The organism is Pantoea sp. VS1, assembly GCF_002207995.1.
GTDB lineage: Bacteria > Pseudomonadota > Gammaproteobacteria > Enterobacterales > Enterobacteriaceae > Pantoea > Pantoea dispersa.
The window spans coordinates 13,114-30,588 of sequence record NZ_NHZE01000078.1; the positions used below are offsets into that span (position 1 = coordinate 13,114).

Below are 17,475 nucleotides of genomic sequence, written 5' to 3' on the forward strand. Positions count from 1 at the left end.
TGTCAGCGGTTAATTGCACATTTTTTCATTCTGTGGCGCGCTATCCCATAGAAGGTTAAATCCGCACAGAAAAACAGCAGGGTTTTCAGAGGGGTTAAGCCGGGCGGGGGAAAGAAAAAGCCGGTCGGTGACCGGCTGGTAAACTCAGGCTTCAGCGACCTGTTTATGGAAAAGCTCACGAAATACCGGGTAGATGTCTTCCGGCTCACGGATGTGCTGAATGGCAAAGTTATCAAACATCGCCTGCAGATGCTCATACTCGCGCCACAAGGTTTGGTGCGCCCGTCGGGTAATCTCAATGTAGCTGTAGTAGCGCACCACCGGCAGAATATGCTTCGCCAGGATTTCATGACACAACGGTGAGTCATCCGCCCAGTTATCGCCGTCCGAGGCCTGCGCCGCATAAATATTCCACTGCGACGGGTCATAACGCTCTTTTACCACTTCATCCATCAGCTTAAGCGCGCTGGAGACGATAGTGCCGCCGGTCTCCTGCGAGTAGAAGAACTCCTGTTCATCGACTTCTTTCGCCTGAGTATGGTGACGGATATACACCACATCGACGTTTTTGTAAGTCCGGCTAAGGAACAGATAGAGCAGGATATAAAAGCGTTTCGCCATATCCTTGGTTGCCTGGTCCATCGAGCCGGAAACGTCCATTAAGCAGAACATTACCGCCTGGCTGGACGGTTCAGGCCGCTTCTCGAAATTCTTGTAACGCAGGTCAAAGGTGTCGATAAACGGCACGCGCTCAATGCGCGCCCGCAGTTCCGCAATCTCTTTACGCAGCCGCTCCTCTTCCAGCAGTTGCGCCGGCTCGCTGTTTTCGACTTCACTCAGAGTGGCTTCCAGTTCATGCAGCATGCGACGTTTGCCTGCGGTCATGGCGGTTCGTCGCGCCAGCGAGTTTTGCAGCGAGCGCACCACGCTGATATTGGCCGGCACGCCATTCGAGGTGAAGCCCGCGCGGTGAGTTTTGTACTCATTGAGCTGGCGGTGCTGATTTTTGCGCAGGTTAGGCAGCGCTAAATCTTCAAACAGCAGGTCGAGGTACTCATCCTTCGATATCTGAAACACGAACTCGTCCTGACCTTCTCCGTCCTGGCTGGCATTGCCCTGACCGCTGCCGCCGCCACCGCCGCCCTGCGGCCGCTCAATGCGGTCGTTTTGCACAAAGTGGTCGTTCCCCGGATGTACGCGATGGCGGCTGCCGCCGCGCCCCTGATGGAAAATCGGCTCGTTGATGTCGTCTATAGGAATCGACACCGATTCGCCACTCTCCACGTCGGTGACCGAACGCTTGTTGATGGCCTCGGAGATCGACTGTTTGATTTGCGACTTGTAACGGCGCAAAAAGCGCTGCCGGTTGACCGCACTTTTATTCTTGCCGTTAAGACGCCGATCGATGAAATAGGCCATAAATTCCCCCAAACTACGCTGTAAGCCAGGCCGGAACGGGTCCGGCCTCCTCAGGCGGCATGTGAATGCCGCGTAGCTTACCGCTGTCGATTATGACGATTTGCGCACGCGCAGATACCATTCGCACAGCAGACGCACCTGCTTGCGGGTATAGCCTTTTTCCATCATGCGATCGACAAAATCATCGTGTTTTTTCTGTTCGTCCGTGGATGTTTTGGTGTTGAACGAAATCACCGGCAGCAACTCCTCGGTGTTGGAGAACATTTTCTTCTCGATCACCGTGCGCAGTTTTTCGTAGCTGGTCCAGTTTGGATTGCGTCCGTTATTCTGCGCCCGTGCGCGCAGCACAAAGTTGACAATCTCGTTACGGAAATCTTTCGGGTTACTGATCCCGGCAGGTTTCTCGATCTTTTCCAGCTCGGCGTTGAGTGATTCACGATCGAACAGCTGGCCGGTATCCGGATCGCGGTACTCCTGATCCTGAATCCAGAAATCTGCGTAAGTGACGTAGCGGTCGAAGATGTTCTGACCATACTCCGAATAGGATTCGAGGTAAGCGGTCTGAATCTCTTTGCCAATGAACTCCGCATATTTCGGAATCAGATAGCCTTTCAGGTGTTCCAGATACTTCTCCGCCTGATCCTGCGGGAACTGCTCGCGCTCGATCTGCTGTTCCAGCACGTAAAACAGGTGCACCGGGTTAGCCGCTACTTCGGCATGGTCGAAGTTAAACACGCGTGACAGAATCTTAAACGCGAAGCGGGTCGACAGGCCGTTCATGCCTTCATCCACCCCGGCATAATCGTGATACTCCTGCCACGATTTCGCTTTCGGATCGGTGTCTTTCAGGCTTTCACCGTCATAGACGCGCATCTTCGAGTAGATGCTGGAGTTTTCCGGCTCTTTCAGGCGCGACAGAATCGAGAAGCGCGCCAGCGTTTCCAGCGTGCCGGGTGCGCAAGGCGCGGTGGTCAGCTCACTGTGGTTGAGCAGTTTTTCATAAATTTTGATCTCCTCGGACACGCGCAGGCAGTAAGGCACCTTCACGATGTACACACGGTCAAGGAAAGCTTCGTTGTTCTTGTTGTTACGGAATGTCACCCACTCTGATTCGTTGGAGTGCGCCAGAATAATGCCGTTAAACGGCAGGGCGGAAATCCCTTCGGTACCGTTATAGTTACCTTCCTGAGTGGCGGTCAGTAGCGGATGCAGCACTTTAATGGGGGCTTTAAACATCTCTACGAATTCCATGATGCCCTGGTTGGCGCGGCACAGCGCACCCGAATAGCCGTAGGCATCCGGATCGTTCTGCGCGTGGTTTTCCAGCTTACGGATATCCACTTTACCCACCAGCGCTGAAATATCCTGGTTGTTCTCATCACCCGGTTCGGTTTTGGCGATAGCCAGCTGTTCCAGAATCGACGGCCACACTTTCACCACTTTGAAGCGGGTGATGTCGCCGCCAAAGTCATGCAACCGTTTTGCCGCCCACGGCGACATGATGGTGCCAAGGTAACGCCGCGGCACGCCGTACTCTTTTTCCAGGATATTGGCGTCTTCCTGCGGATTAAACAGGCACAGCGGATGGTCATTGACCGGGCTGCGTTCACCGTCGGCACTCAGCACATAGATTGGCACGCGCTGCATCAGCGCTTTAAGCCGTTCGGCCAGCGAGGATTTACCGCCGCCCACCGGGCCGAGCAGGTACAGAATCTGTTTCTTCTCCTCCAGCCCCTGCGCGGCGTGTTTCAGGTAGGAGACGATCTGCTCAATCGCTTCCTCCATACCGTAAAACTCTTCAAAGGCCGGGTAGCGTCCGATGACGCGGTTAGAGAAGATACGGGAAAGGCGAGGCTCCTGGGCAGTATCGACCATCACAGGCTCACCGATGGCCATCAATAGTCGTTCTGCCGCGTTGGCGTATGCACTGCGATCCTGCTTACAGATGGTGAGGAATTCCTGCAGTGTGAACTCTTCGTCCTTGGCAGCTTCATAACGCTGACGATAGTGATCGAATATATTCATAGCGATGCCCGTCCTTTCGTTTTTAGCACAGGTAAAGGAGCGTAATAAGATGCTCTTGCAGCTCCCGGAAGATATTCTTTATTGAGTACAGCAACCCTTATGCCAACCTGACGATTTTTTATCGGGATTCACAATTCTTATGGTTACTCTGCTCGTACAAAAAATTCTCGTCTTACTTTTACTGTAGAAGGCAATCAGAAAAATTGCTCCGTCTTTTCTCCTTATTTAGCGATATATCAATAACAAAGTCTCATAAGCGCTAAGGCCGTCACGCCCTTGCGGCAACAGGTGCGCTGCGTCTCAGACGCTTCTGACAGGATAAAAAGGAAATCAACATTAAAAGTTAAACCAGTGGCAAAATTTGGTTAGACTCTGCGTGTGATTGTTATATTAATGGAATGAATAAATTGTGAACCATTTCAAACTTAAAGCGCTTGCTCTGATGTGTCCTTGCTATTTTGCGGCGTTCAGCACTTACGCTGAACCCGTGTCACTTGGGGCTTCGGTTATTTATGCCCAGTCGCCGTACCGCGGCGGCCAGGACCGATATCTGCCGATCCCGGTCATCAACTATGAAGGGGAAAACTTTTGGTTCCGCAGCCTGCAGGGCGGTTATTACCTGTGGAAAGACCCGCAGAATCAGCTGTCGTTAACGCTGCTGGGCTCGCCGCAGCAGTATGACCCGAAAGATAACGATCTGGGCGATATGAAAGGGCTGGACAAGCGTCGCATGACGCTGATGGCCGGCGCGACTTATCGTCACGTTGCTGACTGGGGGATTGTGCGTACCGCGCTGCTGGGCGATGTGCTGAATAACAGCAACGGCATGATTTGGGACCTGACCTACCTGTACCGCTTTGATTTCGGCGCGTTCAGCCTGACGCCGGGCATTGGCGCAATGTGGAACAGTGCCAACCAAAACCGCTATTACTACGGCGTTTCCGGCCACGAAAGCGCGCGTACCGGCATCGATCGCTATCACCCGGACGATAGCTGGTCGCCTTACGTCGAGATGAACGCCAGCTACCAGATAAGCGAGAGCTGGAACGCCAGCCTGTCAGGCCGTTACACCCGCTTCGCCAGCGAAATTAAAGACAGTCCAATGGTAGATAAAGACGGTCAGTTTACGCTGTGGACCGGCGTCAGCTACAGCTTCTGATGACCGCACGAACGCCTCATAATGAGGCGTTTTTGTTACCTTGCACCAATATTGCGCCCCATAATGGCGCAACAGGAGGTGAGATGAAGACGATTCAGTTTAACGACGATAAGCCCTTACCGGCTATCGGCCAGGGCACCTGGTATATGGGCGAAAATCCGGCACAGCGGGCGCAGGAAATCGCTGCTCTACAGGCTGGACTGGACGCCGGACTGAAACTGATCGATACCGCTGAGATGTATGCCGAAGGCGGCGCAGAAGAGGTGGTCGGCGCAGCGCTGCGCGGACGGCGCGATCAAGCCTGGCTGGTATCAAAAGTTTATCCATGGAACGCCGGTGAGGTTGATGCGATTGACGCCTGTGAGCGCAGTCTGCGCCGTCTGCAGACGGACTATCTCGATCTTTATCTGTTGCACTGGCGCGGTAATGTACCGCTGGAAGAGACCGTGCGCGCCATGCAAACGCTGCAGCAGCAGGGCAAAATCCGCCACTGGGGCGTCTCCAATTTTGATAGCGACGATCTGCAGGAGCTGTGGAGTGAAGCCGGAGGGATGGGCTGCGCGACTAATCAGGTGCTGTACCATCTGGCTTCGCGCGGTATTGAATTCGATCTACTGCCGCTCTGTCAGCAGCACCATACGCCCGTCATGGCTTACTGTCCGCTGGCGCAGGCTGGACGGCTGCGTCAGGCGCTGTTTGACGATGCGACTTTGCAGCAGATTGCACAACAGAAGGGCATCAGTATCGCTCAGTTGCTTCTGAGCTGGGTGATTCGCCAGCCGGGCATAATGGCCATTCCCAAGGCGGGCAGCGTGGCGCACGTGCAGGAGAATGCGGCGGCCCTGAATATCACCCTGACCAGCGATGAGCTGGCGCTGCTGGATCGCGCCTTTCCGCCGCCGCAGCATAAACTGGCGCTGGATGTGGTGTAAACGGCGCGTGCGCGCCGTTCAGCATTACTTATTGCGGATTCTCAGCGTGACGCCAAGGCGGGCAGGGGTTTCTCCGGCACTTTTCATCGGCTTGTTAATCCGCGCCGTCTCCACGCACACCATGGTTTTATAACCATCATTAGGCATATCGGCCATGCTGCAGGACAGTTCCGGGCCAGGATTCCAGGTGACAACGTCACTTTGATAATGGTGATAGACTTCAATCTGGCGCTTACCAGCGCGATCGTGGATCACGCTGCAGTCTTCCGCTGCGGTATGAATGCGATCAACCCGATCGGGATAGGTTTGTTTACCGTCCGCTGCGCTGCCGATGGCATTGTCCTGCACCTTATCGATGTAGCTGTTGCCGAGCCCGCTGACTTCAACCTGCGCAATGTCCGCCACCTGAAAATAGCTGTGCAGCGCGGCAGTGGCTTCATAATCGCCCCAGGCTTCCAGCTCAATCTCACAGTGTTCAGCAATGCGGAAGCGCGCCAGCAGCGTGAAGTCGTGCGGCCACAGTTTTTTCGTTTGTGCATTACTTTCCAGCGTGAACGTCAGCATGACCGCATCTTCGTTCTCATCATGCGCCGTCAGCATCCACGGCTGATTGCGGGCAAAGCCATGTGCAGGTTCACCTGCCGGACCAAACCACGGCCAGCAGACCGGCACGCCGCCGCGAATGGCTTTACCGCTGACGAATGGCGTCTTGTCGCTGAGCCAGATGGCGGGCTGCTGACCGGCCGGTTGCCATGCCAGCAGGTGCGCACCCTGCAGGGCAATGGCGGCGCGTACTTTCGGATGGCTGATCACCAGAATTGGCAATTCACCCATCTGACGCTGCGACAGGTAAGGGGTGATCTGCGTCACCACGGGCAAGTTAAAGAGCGAATTGTGCATTGTCAGACCTTCTCTCATCCAATCGAAAAAAAAGGGGCGACCGAAGTCACCCCTTGTCTGTTTAGCCGGTTAGCTTACTTAGCAGCAACCAGTGCAATCAGGTCCAGAACCTTGTTGGAGTAACCGGTTTCGTTATCGTACCAGGAAACCAGTTTCACAAAGTTGTCGTTCAGAGCGATACCGGCTTTCGCGTCGAACACGGAAGTCAGGGTTTCGCCGTTGAAGTCGGTAGAAACCACGTCGTCTTCGATGTAGCCCAGCACGTCTTTCATGTCACCTTCAGCAGCGGCTTTGATGGCTGCACAGATGTCTTTGTAAGACGCTGGTTTTTCCAGACGAACGGTCAGGTCAACCACAGACACGTTTGGCGTTGGTACGCGGAACGCCATACCGGTCAGTTTACCGTTCAGCTCTGGCAGAACTTTGCCTACTGCTTTTGCTGCGCCAGTTGAAGATGGGATGATGTTCTGTGCTGCACCGCGGCCGCCGCGCCAGTCTTTGTGAGACGGGCCATCAACGGTTTTCTGAGTGGCGGTGGTGGCGTGAACAGTGGTCATCAGACCTTCAACGATACCGAACTTGTCGTTGATCACTTTAGCCAGCGGTGCCAGGCAGTTGGTGGTGCAGGAAGCGTTAGACACGATGTCCTGGCCGGCATATTTGTCGAAGTTGGCACCACGAACGAACATTGGGGTGTCATCTTTAGACGGGCCAGTCAGAACCACTTTCTTCGCGCCGGCAGTGATGTGTTTACGTGCGGTTTCGTCGGTCAGGAAGATACCGGTTGCTTCAGCAACAACGTCAACGCCCACTTCGTCCCATTTCAGGTTAGCCGGGTCTTTCTCAGCGGTAACACGGATTTTTTTACCGTTAACGATCAGCGCGCCATCTTTCACTTCTACGGTGCCGTCGAAACGACCGTGTGTAGAGTCATACTTCAGCATGTAAGCCATGTAATCGGCGTCGAGCAGGTCGTTGATCGCGACGATTTCGATGTCAGAACGCTGCTGAGCAGCACGGAAAACGATGCGACCGATACGGCCAAAACCGTTGATACCTACTTTGATAGTCATATATTCCACCAGCTATTTGTTAGTGAATAAAAGGTTGGCTGTAAAATTACAAAAACCTTACCAGGCGTCAAGCGGAATCGTGTCAATTGTTGCGACAGGTCAATTCCAGCGCCAGGAATAATTGGGTGCGCAAACGCTTGCGCAGCGCCCTTATTGCGCACCTATCTTACGCCGAATGCAGACTAAAAAGGGATGACTGTTGCAAAGAGTGATCGTCATCACAAAATTGCGCAGTGCTGGTCGGGGCAAAAGCATCCGCACGAAAAAAGACCCGGAAGATGTTGTTCGTTTGTTAGAATACTAGACGATTTTTACAGAATGACACTCCGGAACTCAAAATGGCTAAAGACACCGCACCCGAGGCAAAAATTGCCCAGCTGTCGGAAATGCAGCGCTACGTCACTCAGCATCGTGGAACCGAACCGCCTTTCACCGGCGCGCTGTTGCACAACAAGCAGGAGGGTATCTATCACTGCCTGGTCTGCAACGCACCGCTGTTTCTCTCCGAAACCAAGTATGACTCCGGCTGCGGCTGGCCGAGCTTTTACCAGCCGTATAACGATGAAGCTATCCGCTATCTGGAAGATGACTCGCACGGTATGCACCGCGTCGAAATCCGCTGCGGTAACTGCGACGCCCATCTGGGCCACGTCTTCCCGGATGGCCCGCAGCCAACCGGTGAGCGCTATTGTGTCAACTCAGCGTCGCTGAACTTTACCGACGAGCAGGGCAATCAGCACGAGGGCTGAGCATGAAGCAGGAACTGGAAGCAATGCTTGCGGCGATGACGCCGGAAGTCTACGAGCGCCTCGCCAGCGCGGTGGAAACTGGCAAGTGGCCAGACGGCGTGGCGCTGACGCAGGATCAGAAAGATAACTGTCTGCAGCTGGTGATGCTGTGGCAGGCGCGGCACAACGACGAACCGCAGCACATGACCATCGGTAAAGGCGGCGAGATGGTGATGAAGTCGAAAAAACAGCTGAAGGAAGAGTGGGGAATCGAGTCCGACGTGACGCGCATCAACCTGCATTAACCGGCTGCAGGGCTGGAGAGTTCCAGCCCTGATTTTCAGATAATGACCGCACCCTGCGCCTGCATCTGCGCGATCGCGATCTCGCTGTCGTCCGGATTGAGATTGACGCCCCGGCAGCCTTCCTGCACCACCTCAACGTGATATCCCAGTTCCAGCGCATCCAGCACGCTGTACTTGACGCAGTAATCGGTCGCCAGGCCCAGCATCACCAGGTGAGTAATGCCGCGCTCGCGCAGCCAGCTGTCGAGCTCGGTTTTGCGGCGGTGCCCGTTATCGAAAAAGGCGCTGTAGCTATCCACATCCACATCGCCGCCTTTATGGAACACCGCATCAATCAGACTGCGATCGAGATCCGGATGGAAATCCGCGCCGTGTGAGTGCTGCACGCCGTGATCCGGCCACCAGATCTGCGCCAGACCATTCAGTTCACCGAGCGTATACACCGGCTCGCCAGAGACCGAGGCAAAGCTGCCGTGATTGGCAGGATGCCAGTCCTGCAACGCCACCACGCATTCACCGCGCGCGCGGAATTCGCGTGCATAGCGATTAGCAACGGCAACCGTCTGGTCACCTTCACGCACGGCCATCGGGCCGCCGGGGCAAAAATCGTTCTGAATATCGATGATTATCAATGCCCGCTTCATGGGATTTTGCTCCGTATCAGTCTTCGGTCAGTTCGCCACGTAAATTCTGCTGCATTTTGGCACGAATTTCAGCGCTGGTGAGGTTCTGGCTTAACAAAAAGTGCAGTTTAGTCAGGGTGGCCTCGACGGTGAGATCAAAACCACTGATCACGCCGGCGTGTTCCAGTGCGTTGCCGGTGGCGTAACCGCCCATGTTGACCTTGCCGGACATGCACTGCGTCAGGTTCACCACCACAATGCCGCGCTCGCTGGCCTGCTGCAGTTCGGCAAGAAACTCGGCGTTTTGTGGCGCGTTGCCCACACCGTAAGAGCGCAGAATCAGCGCTTTGACCGGCTGACGCAGGAAATTGCGCACCACGTCGGCAGAGATGCCTGGATAGATGGTCACCACGCCAATCGGCTGAGGCGTGATCGGATGGACGATCAGCTCACCGCTGCCGCGCGGTGCCGGCGGCGTATTGAGCCGGCGAATATGGATGCCCGCTTCCAGCAGCGGCGACAGGTTCGGTGACGCAAATGCATTAAAGCCGTCGGCGTGGGCTTTGGTGGTGCGGTTACCGCGAAACAGCGTGTTGTTGAAGAACAGCGCCACTTCATTAATCGGATAGTTGGCCGCGACGTACAGTGAGTTCAGCAGGTTCTGCTGACCGTCTGAGCGCAACTCGGCCAGCGGGATCTGCGACCCGGTGACGATCACCGGCTTGGCCAGGTTCTCCAGCATGAACGACAGCGCCGACGCGGTGAACGCCATGGTATCGGTGCCATGCAGAATGACGAAACCGTCATAGCGATCGTAGTTCAGCTGGATGTCATCAGCGATTGACTGCCAGTCCTGCGGCGTCATATCCGAGGAGTCAATCAGCGGATGGTATTCGTGGATGGTGAAATCCGGCATTTCCGGACGGTGAAACTCTGGCATCATCGCCAGCTGCTGCTGCAGATGGCCAGAGACCGGAATGTAACCCTGCGCGGAGCGTTGCATACCGATGGTCCCGCCCGTGTAGGCTACATAGATATTTTTCTTTTGCATGAATGGACTCAGACTTGCCGTAAAACGCGCAGTATAAGGGGATTAGCGGGGAAAAGCAGCCCGACCAGCGGCCGGGCTGTAAAGATTAGCGTACGTTGCCGCAGGTCAGGCAGAACGCGTAACGGTTTTGCGGATCGTTGAGATTATTCATCAGGCCCGGCTGCGCCTGCAGCGCGCCCATCACTTCGCTGACCGGTGCCGGCAGCCACACTTTCAGCGCGGCCGGCAGCACGGCCTGCGCCGACGCATTCATCTGGTTAAGCAGCAGGTCGATCATCCCCGGATCGTCCTGATACCAGCTCAGTTCAGGTTTCGCGACCTTCGCCAGCTCGGCGGCTTTGGCCACCGCATCGTCGAAGTCGCCCAGCGCATCCACCAGCCCGTTGGCTTTGGCATCGCTACCGGTCCAGACGTGACCCTGCGCGATGGCATCAATCTGCTGTGGCGTTTTATGGCGTGACGCCGCCACCAGACCGACAAAGTTGCGATAACCGTTTTCAATGGTCAGCTGCATCAGCTGCTGCACTTCAGTCGGCAGCGCTTTGGTGGTCGACACATCCGCCAGCGGCGAGGTGGCAACGCCATCGCTGTGCACGCCGATGCTGCTCAGGCTGTTCTCCACCGTATTGATCACGCCAAAGATGCCGATCGACCCGGTCAGAGTGCTCGGCGCAGCAACGATGTAGTCGGCCGGCGTGGAGATCCAGTAGCCGCCCGATGCCGCCATGCCGCCCATCGACACCACCACCGGCTTACCGGCATCGTGCGCCGCCGCCAGCTCTTCACGGATGGCCTCAGAGGCCGTTACGCTGCCGCCCGGGCTGTTGACGCGCAGCACGATGGCTTTGATTTTGTCGTCGAGGCGGGCGTCACGGATTTGCGCAGCGGTGGTGTCGCCACCGACGTTACCGGCGCTCTCTTCGCCGTCCATGATGGCGCCGCTGGCGAGAATCACCGCAATGTTGCCATCCTGCTGCGTCGGTTGTTTGACGTTGTAGTCATAGATGCTGACGTTGCGGTAGTCGTTGCTGGCTTTATCCCAGCCAAAGGTTTTCACCAGCTCGCGATCGGCGGCAGCGCGCGAATCCAGCACATCCACCAGTTTGTTATCCAGGGCATATTTAGCGGTATCGCCCTGAACGGCCTGCAAACCGCTGATGATGCCCGCCGCCCCCGGGAACAGCTGCTGCGGCGTGATTTGCCGGTTGGCGGACACCGTGTTGAGGTAATTCTGCCACAGCTGGCCGACCCAGCGGCCGTCAGCATCGCGCGCTTCCGGCGACATATCATCACGCAGGAAAGGTTCAACTGCGGACTTATAGGTGCCGACACGGAACACGTGTGAGCTGACTTTCAGCTTATCCAGCAGGGATTTGTAATACAGGCCGTTGGTGGCGAAACCGTGCAGATCCACCGTGCCCTGCGGCGACAGATAGACCTTCGTGGCGTAACTGGCGAGATAATATTGCGCCTGGCTATAGCTGTCGCCGAGGGCAAAAATGGGTTTGCCCGCGTCGCGGAATTCGCGCAGCGCCTTGCCAACGTACTGCAGCGAAGGCTGATCGCCGCCGGCAAAATCGCGCAGATCCAGCACCATGCCGGTGATATTTTTATCGCTCTTTGCCTGACGAATGGCATCGACCACATCAAACAACGAGTTTTCCTGCAAACGATCGCTGCTGGCACCCAGCAGCTGGCGGCTGATACGGCTCAGACGATTGCTGACCGACGGTTTGTCCACCAGCACGCCGCTTAGATCGACTTTCAGCGCACCCTGCTGCACTGGTTCACTGCTGCTGGCGCTGGATAGCTGCAGCCAGATGCCGACGCCGGCCAGAATTAACACAATCAGGAACAGATTCAGGATAAATTCCCGGATAAAATTCAGCACCCGCCAGCTCCAGCGGAACAGGCCAGCAATAATTCGCCACAATGTGCGCATAAACTCTCCATATTCACGTAGCCAGGGCAGCCGGTATGCGGTCTGCCCCGATGTCGGGTTCATCCTAAAGAGCAGCGTGCGAAAAGTCAGCAGGAAATCGCGCCAGACTGTTACAAAAGATCGCGCTGTGCCAGGATTAGCCCACGCTTTGTTAATCACGGGAGAATCAAGATGGATGCACTGGAATTACTGGTAAACCGTCGTTCAGCGTCGCGTCTGACCGAGCCGGCACCGGCCGGTGAGGTGCTGCAGAATATTCTGCACGCGGGTATGCGCGCACCGGATCACGGCACGCTGCAGCCGTGGCGCTTCATCATCATTGAAAATGAGGGGCGCGAACGCTTCAGCCATCTGCTGGAGCAGGCCGCACGCGACAGCCAACTGGATGACAAAGCTATCGAGAAGGCCCGGACGTCACCATTCCGCGCGCCGATGATCATCACCGTTGTCGCGCACTGCGAAGCCTCCGCCAAAGTGCCGCGCTGGGAGCAGGTCGTGTCCGCGGGTTGCGCGGTGATGGCGATGCAGATGGCGGCCGTCGCGCAGGGCTTTAACGGCATCTGGCGCAGCGGGCCATGGACCGATCATCCGCAGGTACGCGCCGCCTTTGGCTGCCGCGAGCAGGATGCGATTGTGGGTTTCCTCTACCTCGGTACGCCGCAGCTGAAAGCCAATACCACCGTGGTTGCGCCCGACAGCGAGGCGTTTGTCAGTTATTTCTGACAGACAGCAGCGGGTTTCTGCGGCAAGGTGCATGCAACGACACTGATTGCACAGTCGCTGTGCGAAAGATCGCGCTTAGCGGCGACAGCGCTTACCAGCAGCGGGCAGCCAGGCTAACATAGTCCTCTCTGTTCAGCGCACAAGGAACCCGCCATGAGCGAACCGCTTCGTTTGACGCAATACAGCCACGGCGCTGGCTGCGGCTGTAAAATTTCACCTCAGGTGCTTGAGACCATTCTGCACAGCGAACTGGCTGCCTTTCACGATCCGCGACTGCTGGTCGGCAATGAAACCCGTGACGATGCTGCCGTGTACGATCTTGGCAACGGCACGGCGGTGGTCAGCACCACTGACTTCTTTATGCCCATCGTTGACGATCCGCACACCTTTGGCCGTATCGCGGCCACTAACGCCATCAGTGATATTTACGCCATGGGCGGCAAACCGATCATGGCCATCGCTATTCTCGGCTGGCCGGTCAATGTACTGGACGCGAAAGTGGCACAGCAGGTGATTGAAGGCGGTCGCGTGGCCTGCCAGGCGGCCGGCATCGCGCTGGCGGGGGGCCACTCAATCGATGCGCCGGAGCCGATTTTTGGCCTTGCCGTTACCGGCATCGTTGACGTGGCGCGCGTGAAAAAGAACAGCGCCGCGCAGGCGGGCTGCGAGCTGTTTCTCACCAAACCGCTCGGCATCGGTATTCTGACTACCGCAGAGAAAAAAGGGCTGCTGCGTGCGGAGCATCAGACGCTGGCGGCGCAGGTGATGTGCCAGCTCAATAGCGCAGGGGCGGAATTTGCTAAACTGCCCGGCGTCAGCGCCATGACCGATGTCACCGGCTTTGGTCTGCTGGGGCACCTGAGTGAAATTTGTCTGGGCTCCGGCCTGCGCGCACACGTGCTGGCCGCACAGGTGCCGCGTCTGCCCGGCGTGGACCAGTACATTGCGGCCGGCGCGGTGCCGGGCGGCACCAGCCGCAACTTCGCCAGCTACGGCGAGCACATTTCTGCCATGGATGAGGCCACGCGCGCACTGCTGTGCGATCCGCAAACTTCCGGCGGGCTGCTGGTGGCGGTACAGCCTGACGCTGTCGCGGCGTTTCACGCGTGCGCCGCGCAGGCTGGCGTCGAGGCCACGGCGATCGGCTCGCTGCTGCCGGCCGACCGCGCCCATCCACTGATTACTGTAGTCACCTGACGTAAAGGAACGACGCCATTCATGCGTTTGTTTATTGCTGAAAAACCCAGTCTGGCACGCGCCATCGCCGATGTGCTACCCAAACCGCATCGACGTGGCGACGGCTATATTGCCTGTGGTAATGACCAGGTTGTGACCTGGTGTGTCGGGCATCTGCTGGAGCAGGCGCAGCCTGACAGCTATGACAGCCGCTATGCGCGCTGGAATCTGGCGGATTTACCCATCATCCCGGAAAAATGGCGCCTGCAGCCGCGTCCGTCGGTGGCGAATCAGCTCAAAGTGATCGAGGGCTTACTGCAGCAGGCCAGCGTGGTGGTGCACGCCGGTGACCCGGATCGCGAAGGACAACTGCTGGTCGACGAAGTGCTCGATTATCTGCAGCTGCCGGCTGAAAAGCGCCAGCAGGTGCAGCGCTGCCTGATTAACGACCTCAACCCTGCGGCGGTCGAGCGCGCGGTGAGCCGTCTGCGCGAGAACCGTGAATTCATTCCGCTGTGCGTCTCGGCGCTGGCCCGGGCGCGCGCTGACTGGCTGTATGGCATCAATATGACCCGCGCCTGGACGCTGCTGGGCCGCAACGCCGGTTACGACGGCGTGCTCTCGGTGGGACGCGTTCAGACGCCAGTGCTGGGGCTGGTGGTGAGGCGCGATGAAGAGATCGAAAACTTTGTGCCGAAGGATTACTTCGAAGTGAAGGCGCACATCGTCACCCCGAAAGAGGAGCGCTTCGTTGCCAGCTGGATCCCCAGCGATGCCTGTGAACCGTGGCAGGATGACGAGGGCCGTTTGCTGCATCGTCCTCTGGCTGACCACGTGCTTGAACGTATCAACGGCAAACCGGCGTGGGTTACCGGCTACAACGATAAGCGGGAGTCAGAAACGGCGCCGCTGCCATTTTCCCTCTCCAGCCTGCAAATCGAGGCGGCGAAGCGTTTTGGCCTGAGTGCCCAGACGGTTCTGGACTGCTGTCAGCGTTTGTATGAAACCCATAAGCTGATTACGTATCCGCGTTCGGACAGCCGCTATCTGCCGGACGAACATTTTGCCGGACGTCATGCGGTGCTGAACGCTATTCAGGCGCATCAGCCGGACGTGTCGCTGCCAGCGGATTTCAATGCGGATCAGAAAAATCGCTGCTGGGACGATAAAAAAGTGGATGCGCACCATGCCATCGTTCCTACGGCGCGCGCCAGCAAGGTGAACCTGAGCGACAATGAAGCCAATATTTACGGTCTGATTGCGCGCCAGTATCTGATGCAGTTTTGTCCCGACGCGGTATTTCGCAAATGCGTCATCGACCTCGATATCGGCGGTGGCAGGTTCGTTGCCAAAGCACGTTTTCTTGCCGAAGCCGGCTGGCGTGCGCTGCTGGGCAGTAAAGAGCGCGATGAAGAGAATGATGGCACGCCGCTGCCGGTGGTGAGTAAAGGCGATGAGCTGTTGTGTGAGCGTGGTGAGGTGCTGGCGAAGCAGACTCAGCCGCCGCGGCCGTTCACCGACGCCACGCTGCTGTCGGCCATGACCGGTATTGCCCGCTTTGTGCAGGATAAAGAATTAAAGAAAGTGCTGCGTGCGACCGATGGTTTAGGAACGGAAGCGACGCGCGCCGGCATCATAGAATTGCTGTTCCGCCGTACATTCCTGGTGAAAAAAGGTCGCTATATTCACTCAACCGAGGCGGGCAGGGCGCTGATTCATGCGTTACCTGAGATGGCCGCGCGGCCGGATATGACGGCGCACTGGGAGTCAACGCTTACCCGCATCAGTGAAAAAGCCTGTCGCTATGATGAGTTTATGCAGCCGCTGGTCAGTACCTTAATTGGTTTGATCGGTGAGGCGCGCCAGAGGCCGTCGCTGCAGGCTTTTCGTGGATTAGCCGCGACCGGAGCGAAGACGCGCAGTAAAGGCAAAACGCCCCGGCGCAAAACGAAGGAGACGGAATAATGCGTTACGCAACGCTGTTGCTGAGTGGGCTGCTGTTGTGCAGCCATGCCGCGCTGGCTAATCGCCAGCCGGAGCCCCCGCGAATGGGCAATACCGATGTGGTGGTGGATATGCCGCCGGAAGTGTGGACGCAGGGGCAGAATCGCCAGCAGAACAACTGCCTGCAGTGCTGTATCTATGAAAACCGCAGCTATTCTGAAGGTGCGGTTGTAAAAGCAGAGGGCGTATTGCTGCAGTGTGCGCGTGACGAAAAAGTGCTGGGTACCAATCCGCTGATTTGGAAAATCATTAAATAAGCGGGCGTGGCGCGCAGGCGCCACGCTGTTCAGTTACAGCTTGAAACTGGACCACACCGGCGCGTGATCGGACGGCTTTTCCATACTGCGAATGTTGTAGTCGATGCCGCTGTCGATGCAGCGTGATGCCAGCGGTGGGCTGGCCAGCAGCAGATCGATGCGCAGACCGCGGTTGTCATCAAATCCTTTGGAGCGATAGTCGAACCACGAGAAGCGATCTGCGGTTTCCGGGTTTTTCTCACGCCACGTATCAACCAGTCCCCACTGCAGCAAACGGTCCATCCACTCGCGCTCTTCCGGCAGGAAAGAGCATTTGCCGGTGCGCAGCCAGCGCTTGCGGTTCTCTTCACCAATACCAATGTCCAGGTCGGTACTGCTGATGTTCATATCGCCCATGATCAGCACCGGCTTGTCGGCCGCCAGTTGCTGCTCGAGATAGCTTTGCAGGTCGCGATAGAACTTCTCTTTGGCCGGGAACTTGATGGGATGGTCACGGCTTTCCCCCTGCGGGAAGTAACCGTTGATGACGGTGATATCGCCAATCGGGCTGGGAATTTCTGCCATGATCAGACGTCGCTGGGAATCTTCGCCGTCATCAGGAAAACCGCGTCGAACTGCCACCGGCTGCGTCTTGGTCAGCAGCGCCACGCCGTAATGGCCTTTCTGGCCGTGATAAAACACGTTGTAACCGAGCTTGCTGACCTCTTCCAGCGGGAACATGTCATCGTGCACTTTGGTTTCCTGCAGGCCGATGACATCCGGTTGATGCTGTTCAACCAGCGCCGCCAGCTGATGAGGGCGTGCGCGCAAGCCGTTGATGTTAAAAGAGACAAATTTCATTTCGCTGCCATTTTTCATCGCAAAAGGTTGCGGCGATGGTAACCAGGTTTGCGGCAAAAGTCATGGCTTGCGTCATAAGAGCGTGCCGATAAGAGCAAGAGGCAGAACGCAGGTGATTTTTGGTGGGAGACGCAGGAGAGCGGGCTGAGGCAGGCGGTGGCGTTCAGCTTAGGGGCGTTGATGTGAATATCCAGGTGCGCATTAAGGTACAAACCGAGCACATGGGTAACACTTTAGACCGGGCACATGGGTAACAGTTATAAACGGCATAGCAGAGGAGACTCACTATGCCCTGGACTGAGACTGTTACCATGCAAC

Annotated in this window: 16 protein-coding genes; 8 read left to right on the plus strand and 8 right to left on the minus strand. The window is 56.8% G+C overall.

Going from position 1 to position 17,475, the window contains the following annotated elements:
* Positions 1 to 144: 144 nt before the first annotated feature.
* Both CBW22_RS23090 and yeaG read right to left on the minus strand, forming a co-directional pair.
* Entirely contained in the window at positions 145 to 1,419 is a 1,275-nt protein-coding gene (locus CBW22_RS23090) for a YeaH/YhbH family protein (RefSeq protein WP_058757723.1), read from the minus strand.
* 90 nt (positions 1,420 to 1,509) lie between these two features.
* Entirely contained in the window at positions 1,510 to 3,444 is a 1,935-nt protein-coding gene (gene yeaG, locus CBW22_RS23095) for a protein kinase YeaG (protein WP_021510057.1), read from the minus strand.
* A gap of 409 nt (positions 3,445 to 3,853) precedes the next feature.
* On the opposite strand from yeaG, the gene CBW22_RS23100 reads away from it, so the two are divergent.
* Positions 3,854 to 4,603, plus strand: coding sequence for a MipA/OmpV family protein (locus CBW22_RS23100; RefSeq protein WP_058774604.1), 750 nt, complete (start codon positions 3,854 to 3,856; stop codon positions 4,601 to 4,603).
* An 83-nt stretch (positions 4,604 to 4,686) separates the two neighbouring features.
* Entirely contained in the window at positions 4,687 to 5,535 is an 849-nt protein-coding gene (locus tag CBW22_RS23105; protein ID WP_088517979.1) for an aldo/keto reductase, read from the plus strand.
* Positions 5,536 to 5,559: 24 nt separating this feature from the next.
* Here CBW22_RS23105 and CBW22_RS23110 read toward each other — a convergent pair whose 3' ends face one another.
* Both CBW22_RS23110 and gapA read right to left on the minus strand, forming a co-directional pair.
* Entirely contained in the window at positions 5,560 to 6,435 is an 876-nt protein-coding gene (locus CBW22_RS23110; protein WP_088517980.1) for a D-hexose-6-phosphate mutarotase, read from the minus strand.
* A 74-nt stretch (positions 6,436 to 6,509) separates the two neighbouring features.
* Positions 6,510 to 7,508, minus strand: a complete 999-nt coding sequence (gene gapA / locus CBW22_RS23115) for a glyceraldehyde-3-phosphate dehydrogenase (RefSeq protein ID WP_021510061.1) — start codon at positions 7,506 to 7,508, stop codon at positions 6,510 to 6,512.
* Positions 7,509 to 7,846: 338 nt separating this feature from the next.
* Between gapA and msrB the strand changes: the two genes are divergently transcribed.
* Both msrB and CBW22_RS23125 read left to right on the plus strand, forming a co-directional pair.
* The gene (msrB, locus tag CBW22_RS23120) at positions 7,847 to 8,257 is read left to right on the plus strand and encodes a peptide-methionine (R)-S-oxide reductase MsrB (RefSeq protein WP_021510062.1); all 411 of its coding nucleotides are present in this window, start codon (positions 7,847 to 7,849) and stop codon (positions 8,255 to 8,257) included.
* 2 nt (positions 8,258 to 8,259) lie between these two features.
* On the plus strand, positions 8,260 to 8,541 hold the full coding sequence (locus tag CBW22_RS23125) for a YeaC family protein (RefSeq protein ID WP_058774606.1): 282 nt from the start codon (positions 8,260 to 8,262) through the stop codon (positions 8,539 to 8,541).
* A 35-nt stretch (positions 8,542 to 8,576) separates the two neighbouring features.
* On the opposite strand, the gene pncA is transcribed toward CBW22_RS23125, so the two are convergent.
* The 3 genes from pncA to sppA all read right to left on the minus strand — a co-directional run bounded on the left by pncA (position 8,577) and on the right by sppA (position 12,157).
* Positions 8,577 to 9,185: a bifunctional nicotinamidase/pyrazinamidase gene (gene pncA, locus CBW22_RS23130; protein ID WP_058757718.1), complete on the minus strand. Its 609-nt coding sequence runs from the start codon at positions 9,183 to 9,185 to the stop codon at positions 8,577 to 8,579.
* Positions 9,186 to 9,201: 16 nt separating this feature from the next.
* The gene (ansA, locus tag CBW22_RS23135) at positions 9,202 to 10,215 is read right to left on the minus strand and encodes an asparaginase (RefSeq protein ID WP_058757717.1); all 1,014 of its coding nucleotides are present in this window, start codon (positions 10,213 to 10,215) and stop codon (positions 9,202 to 9,204) included.
* A gap of 85 nt (positions 10,216 to 10,300) precedes the next feature.
* Positions 10,301 to 12,157, minus strand: coding sequence for a signal peptide peptidase SppA (gene sppA, locus CBW22_RS23140; protein ID WP_058781814.1), 1,857 nt, complete (start codon positions 12,155 to 12,157; stop codon positions 10,301 to 10,303).
* Positions 12,158 to 12,328: 171 nt separating this feature from the next.
* On the opposite strand from sppA, the gene CBW22_RS23145 reads away from it, so the two are divergent.
* The 4 genes from CBW22_RS23145 to CBW22_RS23160 all read left to right on the plus strand — a co-directional run bounded on the left by CBW22_RS23145 (position 12,329) and on the right by CBW22_RS23160 (position 16,317).
* Positions 12,329 to 12,880 carry an NAD(P)H nitroreductase gene (locus CBW22_RS23145; RefSeq protein ID WP_058774609.1) on the plus strand — a complete coding sequence of 184 codons (552 nt, stop codon included), beginning with the start codon at positions 12,329 to 12,331 and terminating at the stop codon, positions 12,878 to 12,880.
* Between the two features lie 153 nt (positions 12,881 to 13,033).
* A complete protein-coding gene (gene selD / locus CBW22_RS23150) occupies positions 13,034 to 14,077 on the plus strand; it encodes a selenide, water dikinase SelD (protein ID WP_088517981.1) in 1,044 nt (347 codons plus the stop codon).
* A gap of 21 nt (positions 14,078 to 14,098) precedes the next feature.
* Positions 14,099 to 16,021: a DNA topoisomerase III gene (locus tag CBW22_RS23155; RefSeq protein ID WP_088517982.1), complete on the plus strand. Its 1,923-nt coding sequence runs from the start codon at positions 14,099 to 14,101 to the stop codon at positions 16,019 to 16,021.
* Positions 16,021 to 16,317, plus strand: a complete 297-nt coding sequence (locus CBW22_RS23160; RefSeq protein WP_088517983.1) for a YnjH family protein — start codon at positions 16,021 to 16,023, stop codon at positions 16,315 to 16,317. Before CBW22_RS23155 ends, CBW22_RS23160 begins: the two co-directional genes overlap by 1 nt.
* Before the next feature lie 33 nt (positions 16,318 to 16,350).
* Here the strand turns inward: CBW22_RS23160 and xthA are convergent, their stop codons facing one another.
* Positions 16,351 to 17,157 carry an exodeoxyribonuclease III gene (gene xthA, locus CBW22_RS23165; protein ID WP_088517984.1) on the minus strand — a complete coding sequence of 269 codons (807 nt, stop codon included), beginning with the start codon at positions 17,155 to 17,157 and terminating at the stop codon, positions 16,351 to 16,353.
* Between the last annotated feature and the right edge of the window lie 318 nt (positions 17,158 to 17,475).

Excerpts from the sequence above, each read along its gene's own strand:
- CBW22_RS23090 (WP_058757723.1), bottom strand. The coding sequence starts at position 1,419 with ATGGCCTATTTCATCGATCGGCGTCTTAACGGCAAGAATAAAAGTGCG.
- yeaG (WP_021510057.1), bottom strand. The coding sequence starts at position 3,444 with ATGAATATATTCGATCACTATCGTCAGCGTTATGAAGCTGCCAAGGAC.
- CBW22_RS23105 (WP_088517979.1), top strand. The coding sequence starts at position 4,687 with ATGAAGACGATTCAGTTTAACGACGATAAGCCCTTACCGGCTATCGGC.
- CBW22_RS23110 (WP_088517980.1), bottom strand. The coding sequence starts at position 6,435 with ATGCACAATTCGCTCTTTAACTTGCCCGTGGTGACGCAGATCACCCCT.
- gapA (WP_021510061.1), bottom strand. The coding sequence starts at position 7,508 with ATGACTATCAAAGTAGGTATCAACGGTTTTGGCCGTATCGGTCGCATC.
- msrB (WP_021510062.1), top strand. The coding sequence starts at position 7,847 with ATGGCTAAAGACACCGCACCCGAGGCAAAAATTGCCCAGCTGTCGGAA.
- CBW22_RS23125 (WP_058774606.1), top strand. The coding sequence starts at position 8,260 with ATGAAGCAGGAACTGGAAGCAATGCTTGCGGCGATGACGCCGGAAGTC.
- pncA (WP_058757718.1), bottom strand. The coding sequence starts at position 9,185 with ATGAAGCGGGCATTGATAATCATCGATATTCAGAACGATTTTTGCCCC.
- ansA (WP_058757717.1), bottom strand. The coding sequence starts at position 10,215 with ATGCAAAAGAAAAATATCTATGTAGCCTACACGGGCGGGACCATCGGT.
- sppA (WP_058781814.1), bottom strand. The coding sequence starts at position 12,157 with ATGCGCACATTGTGGCGAATTATTGCTGGCCTGTTCCGCTGGAGCTGG.
- CBW22_RS23145 (WP_058774609.1), top strand. The coding sequence starts at position 12,329 with ATGGATGCACTGGAATTACTGGTAAACCGTCGTTCAGCGTCGCGTCTG.
- selD (WP_088517981.1), top strand. The coding sequence starts at position 13,034 with ATGAGCGAACCGCTTCGTTTGACGCAATACAGCCACGGCGCTGGCTGC.
- CBW22_RS23155 (WP_088517982.1), top strand. The coding sequence starts at position 14,099 with ATGCGTTTGTTTATTGCTGAAAAACCCAGTCTGGCACGCGCCATCGCC.
- CBW22_RS23160 (WP_088517983.1), top strand. The coding sequence starts at position 16,021 with ATGCGTTACGCAACGCTGTTGCTGAGTGGGCTGCTGTTGTGCAGCCAT.
- xthA (WP_088517984.1), bottom strand. The coding sequence starts at position 17,157 with ATGAAATTTGTCTCTTTTAACATCAACGGCTTGCGCGCACGCCCTCAT.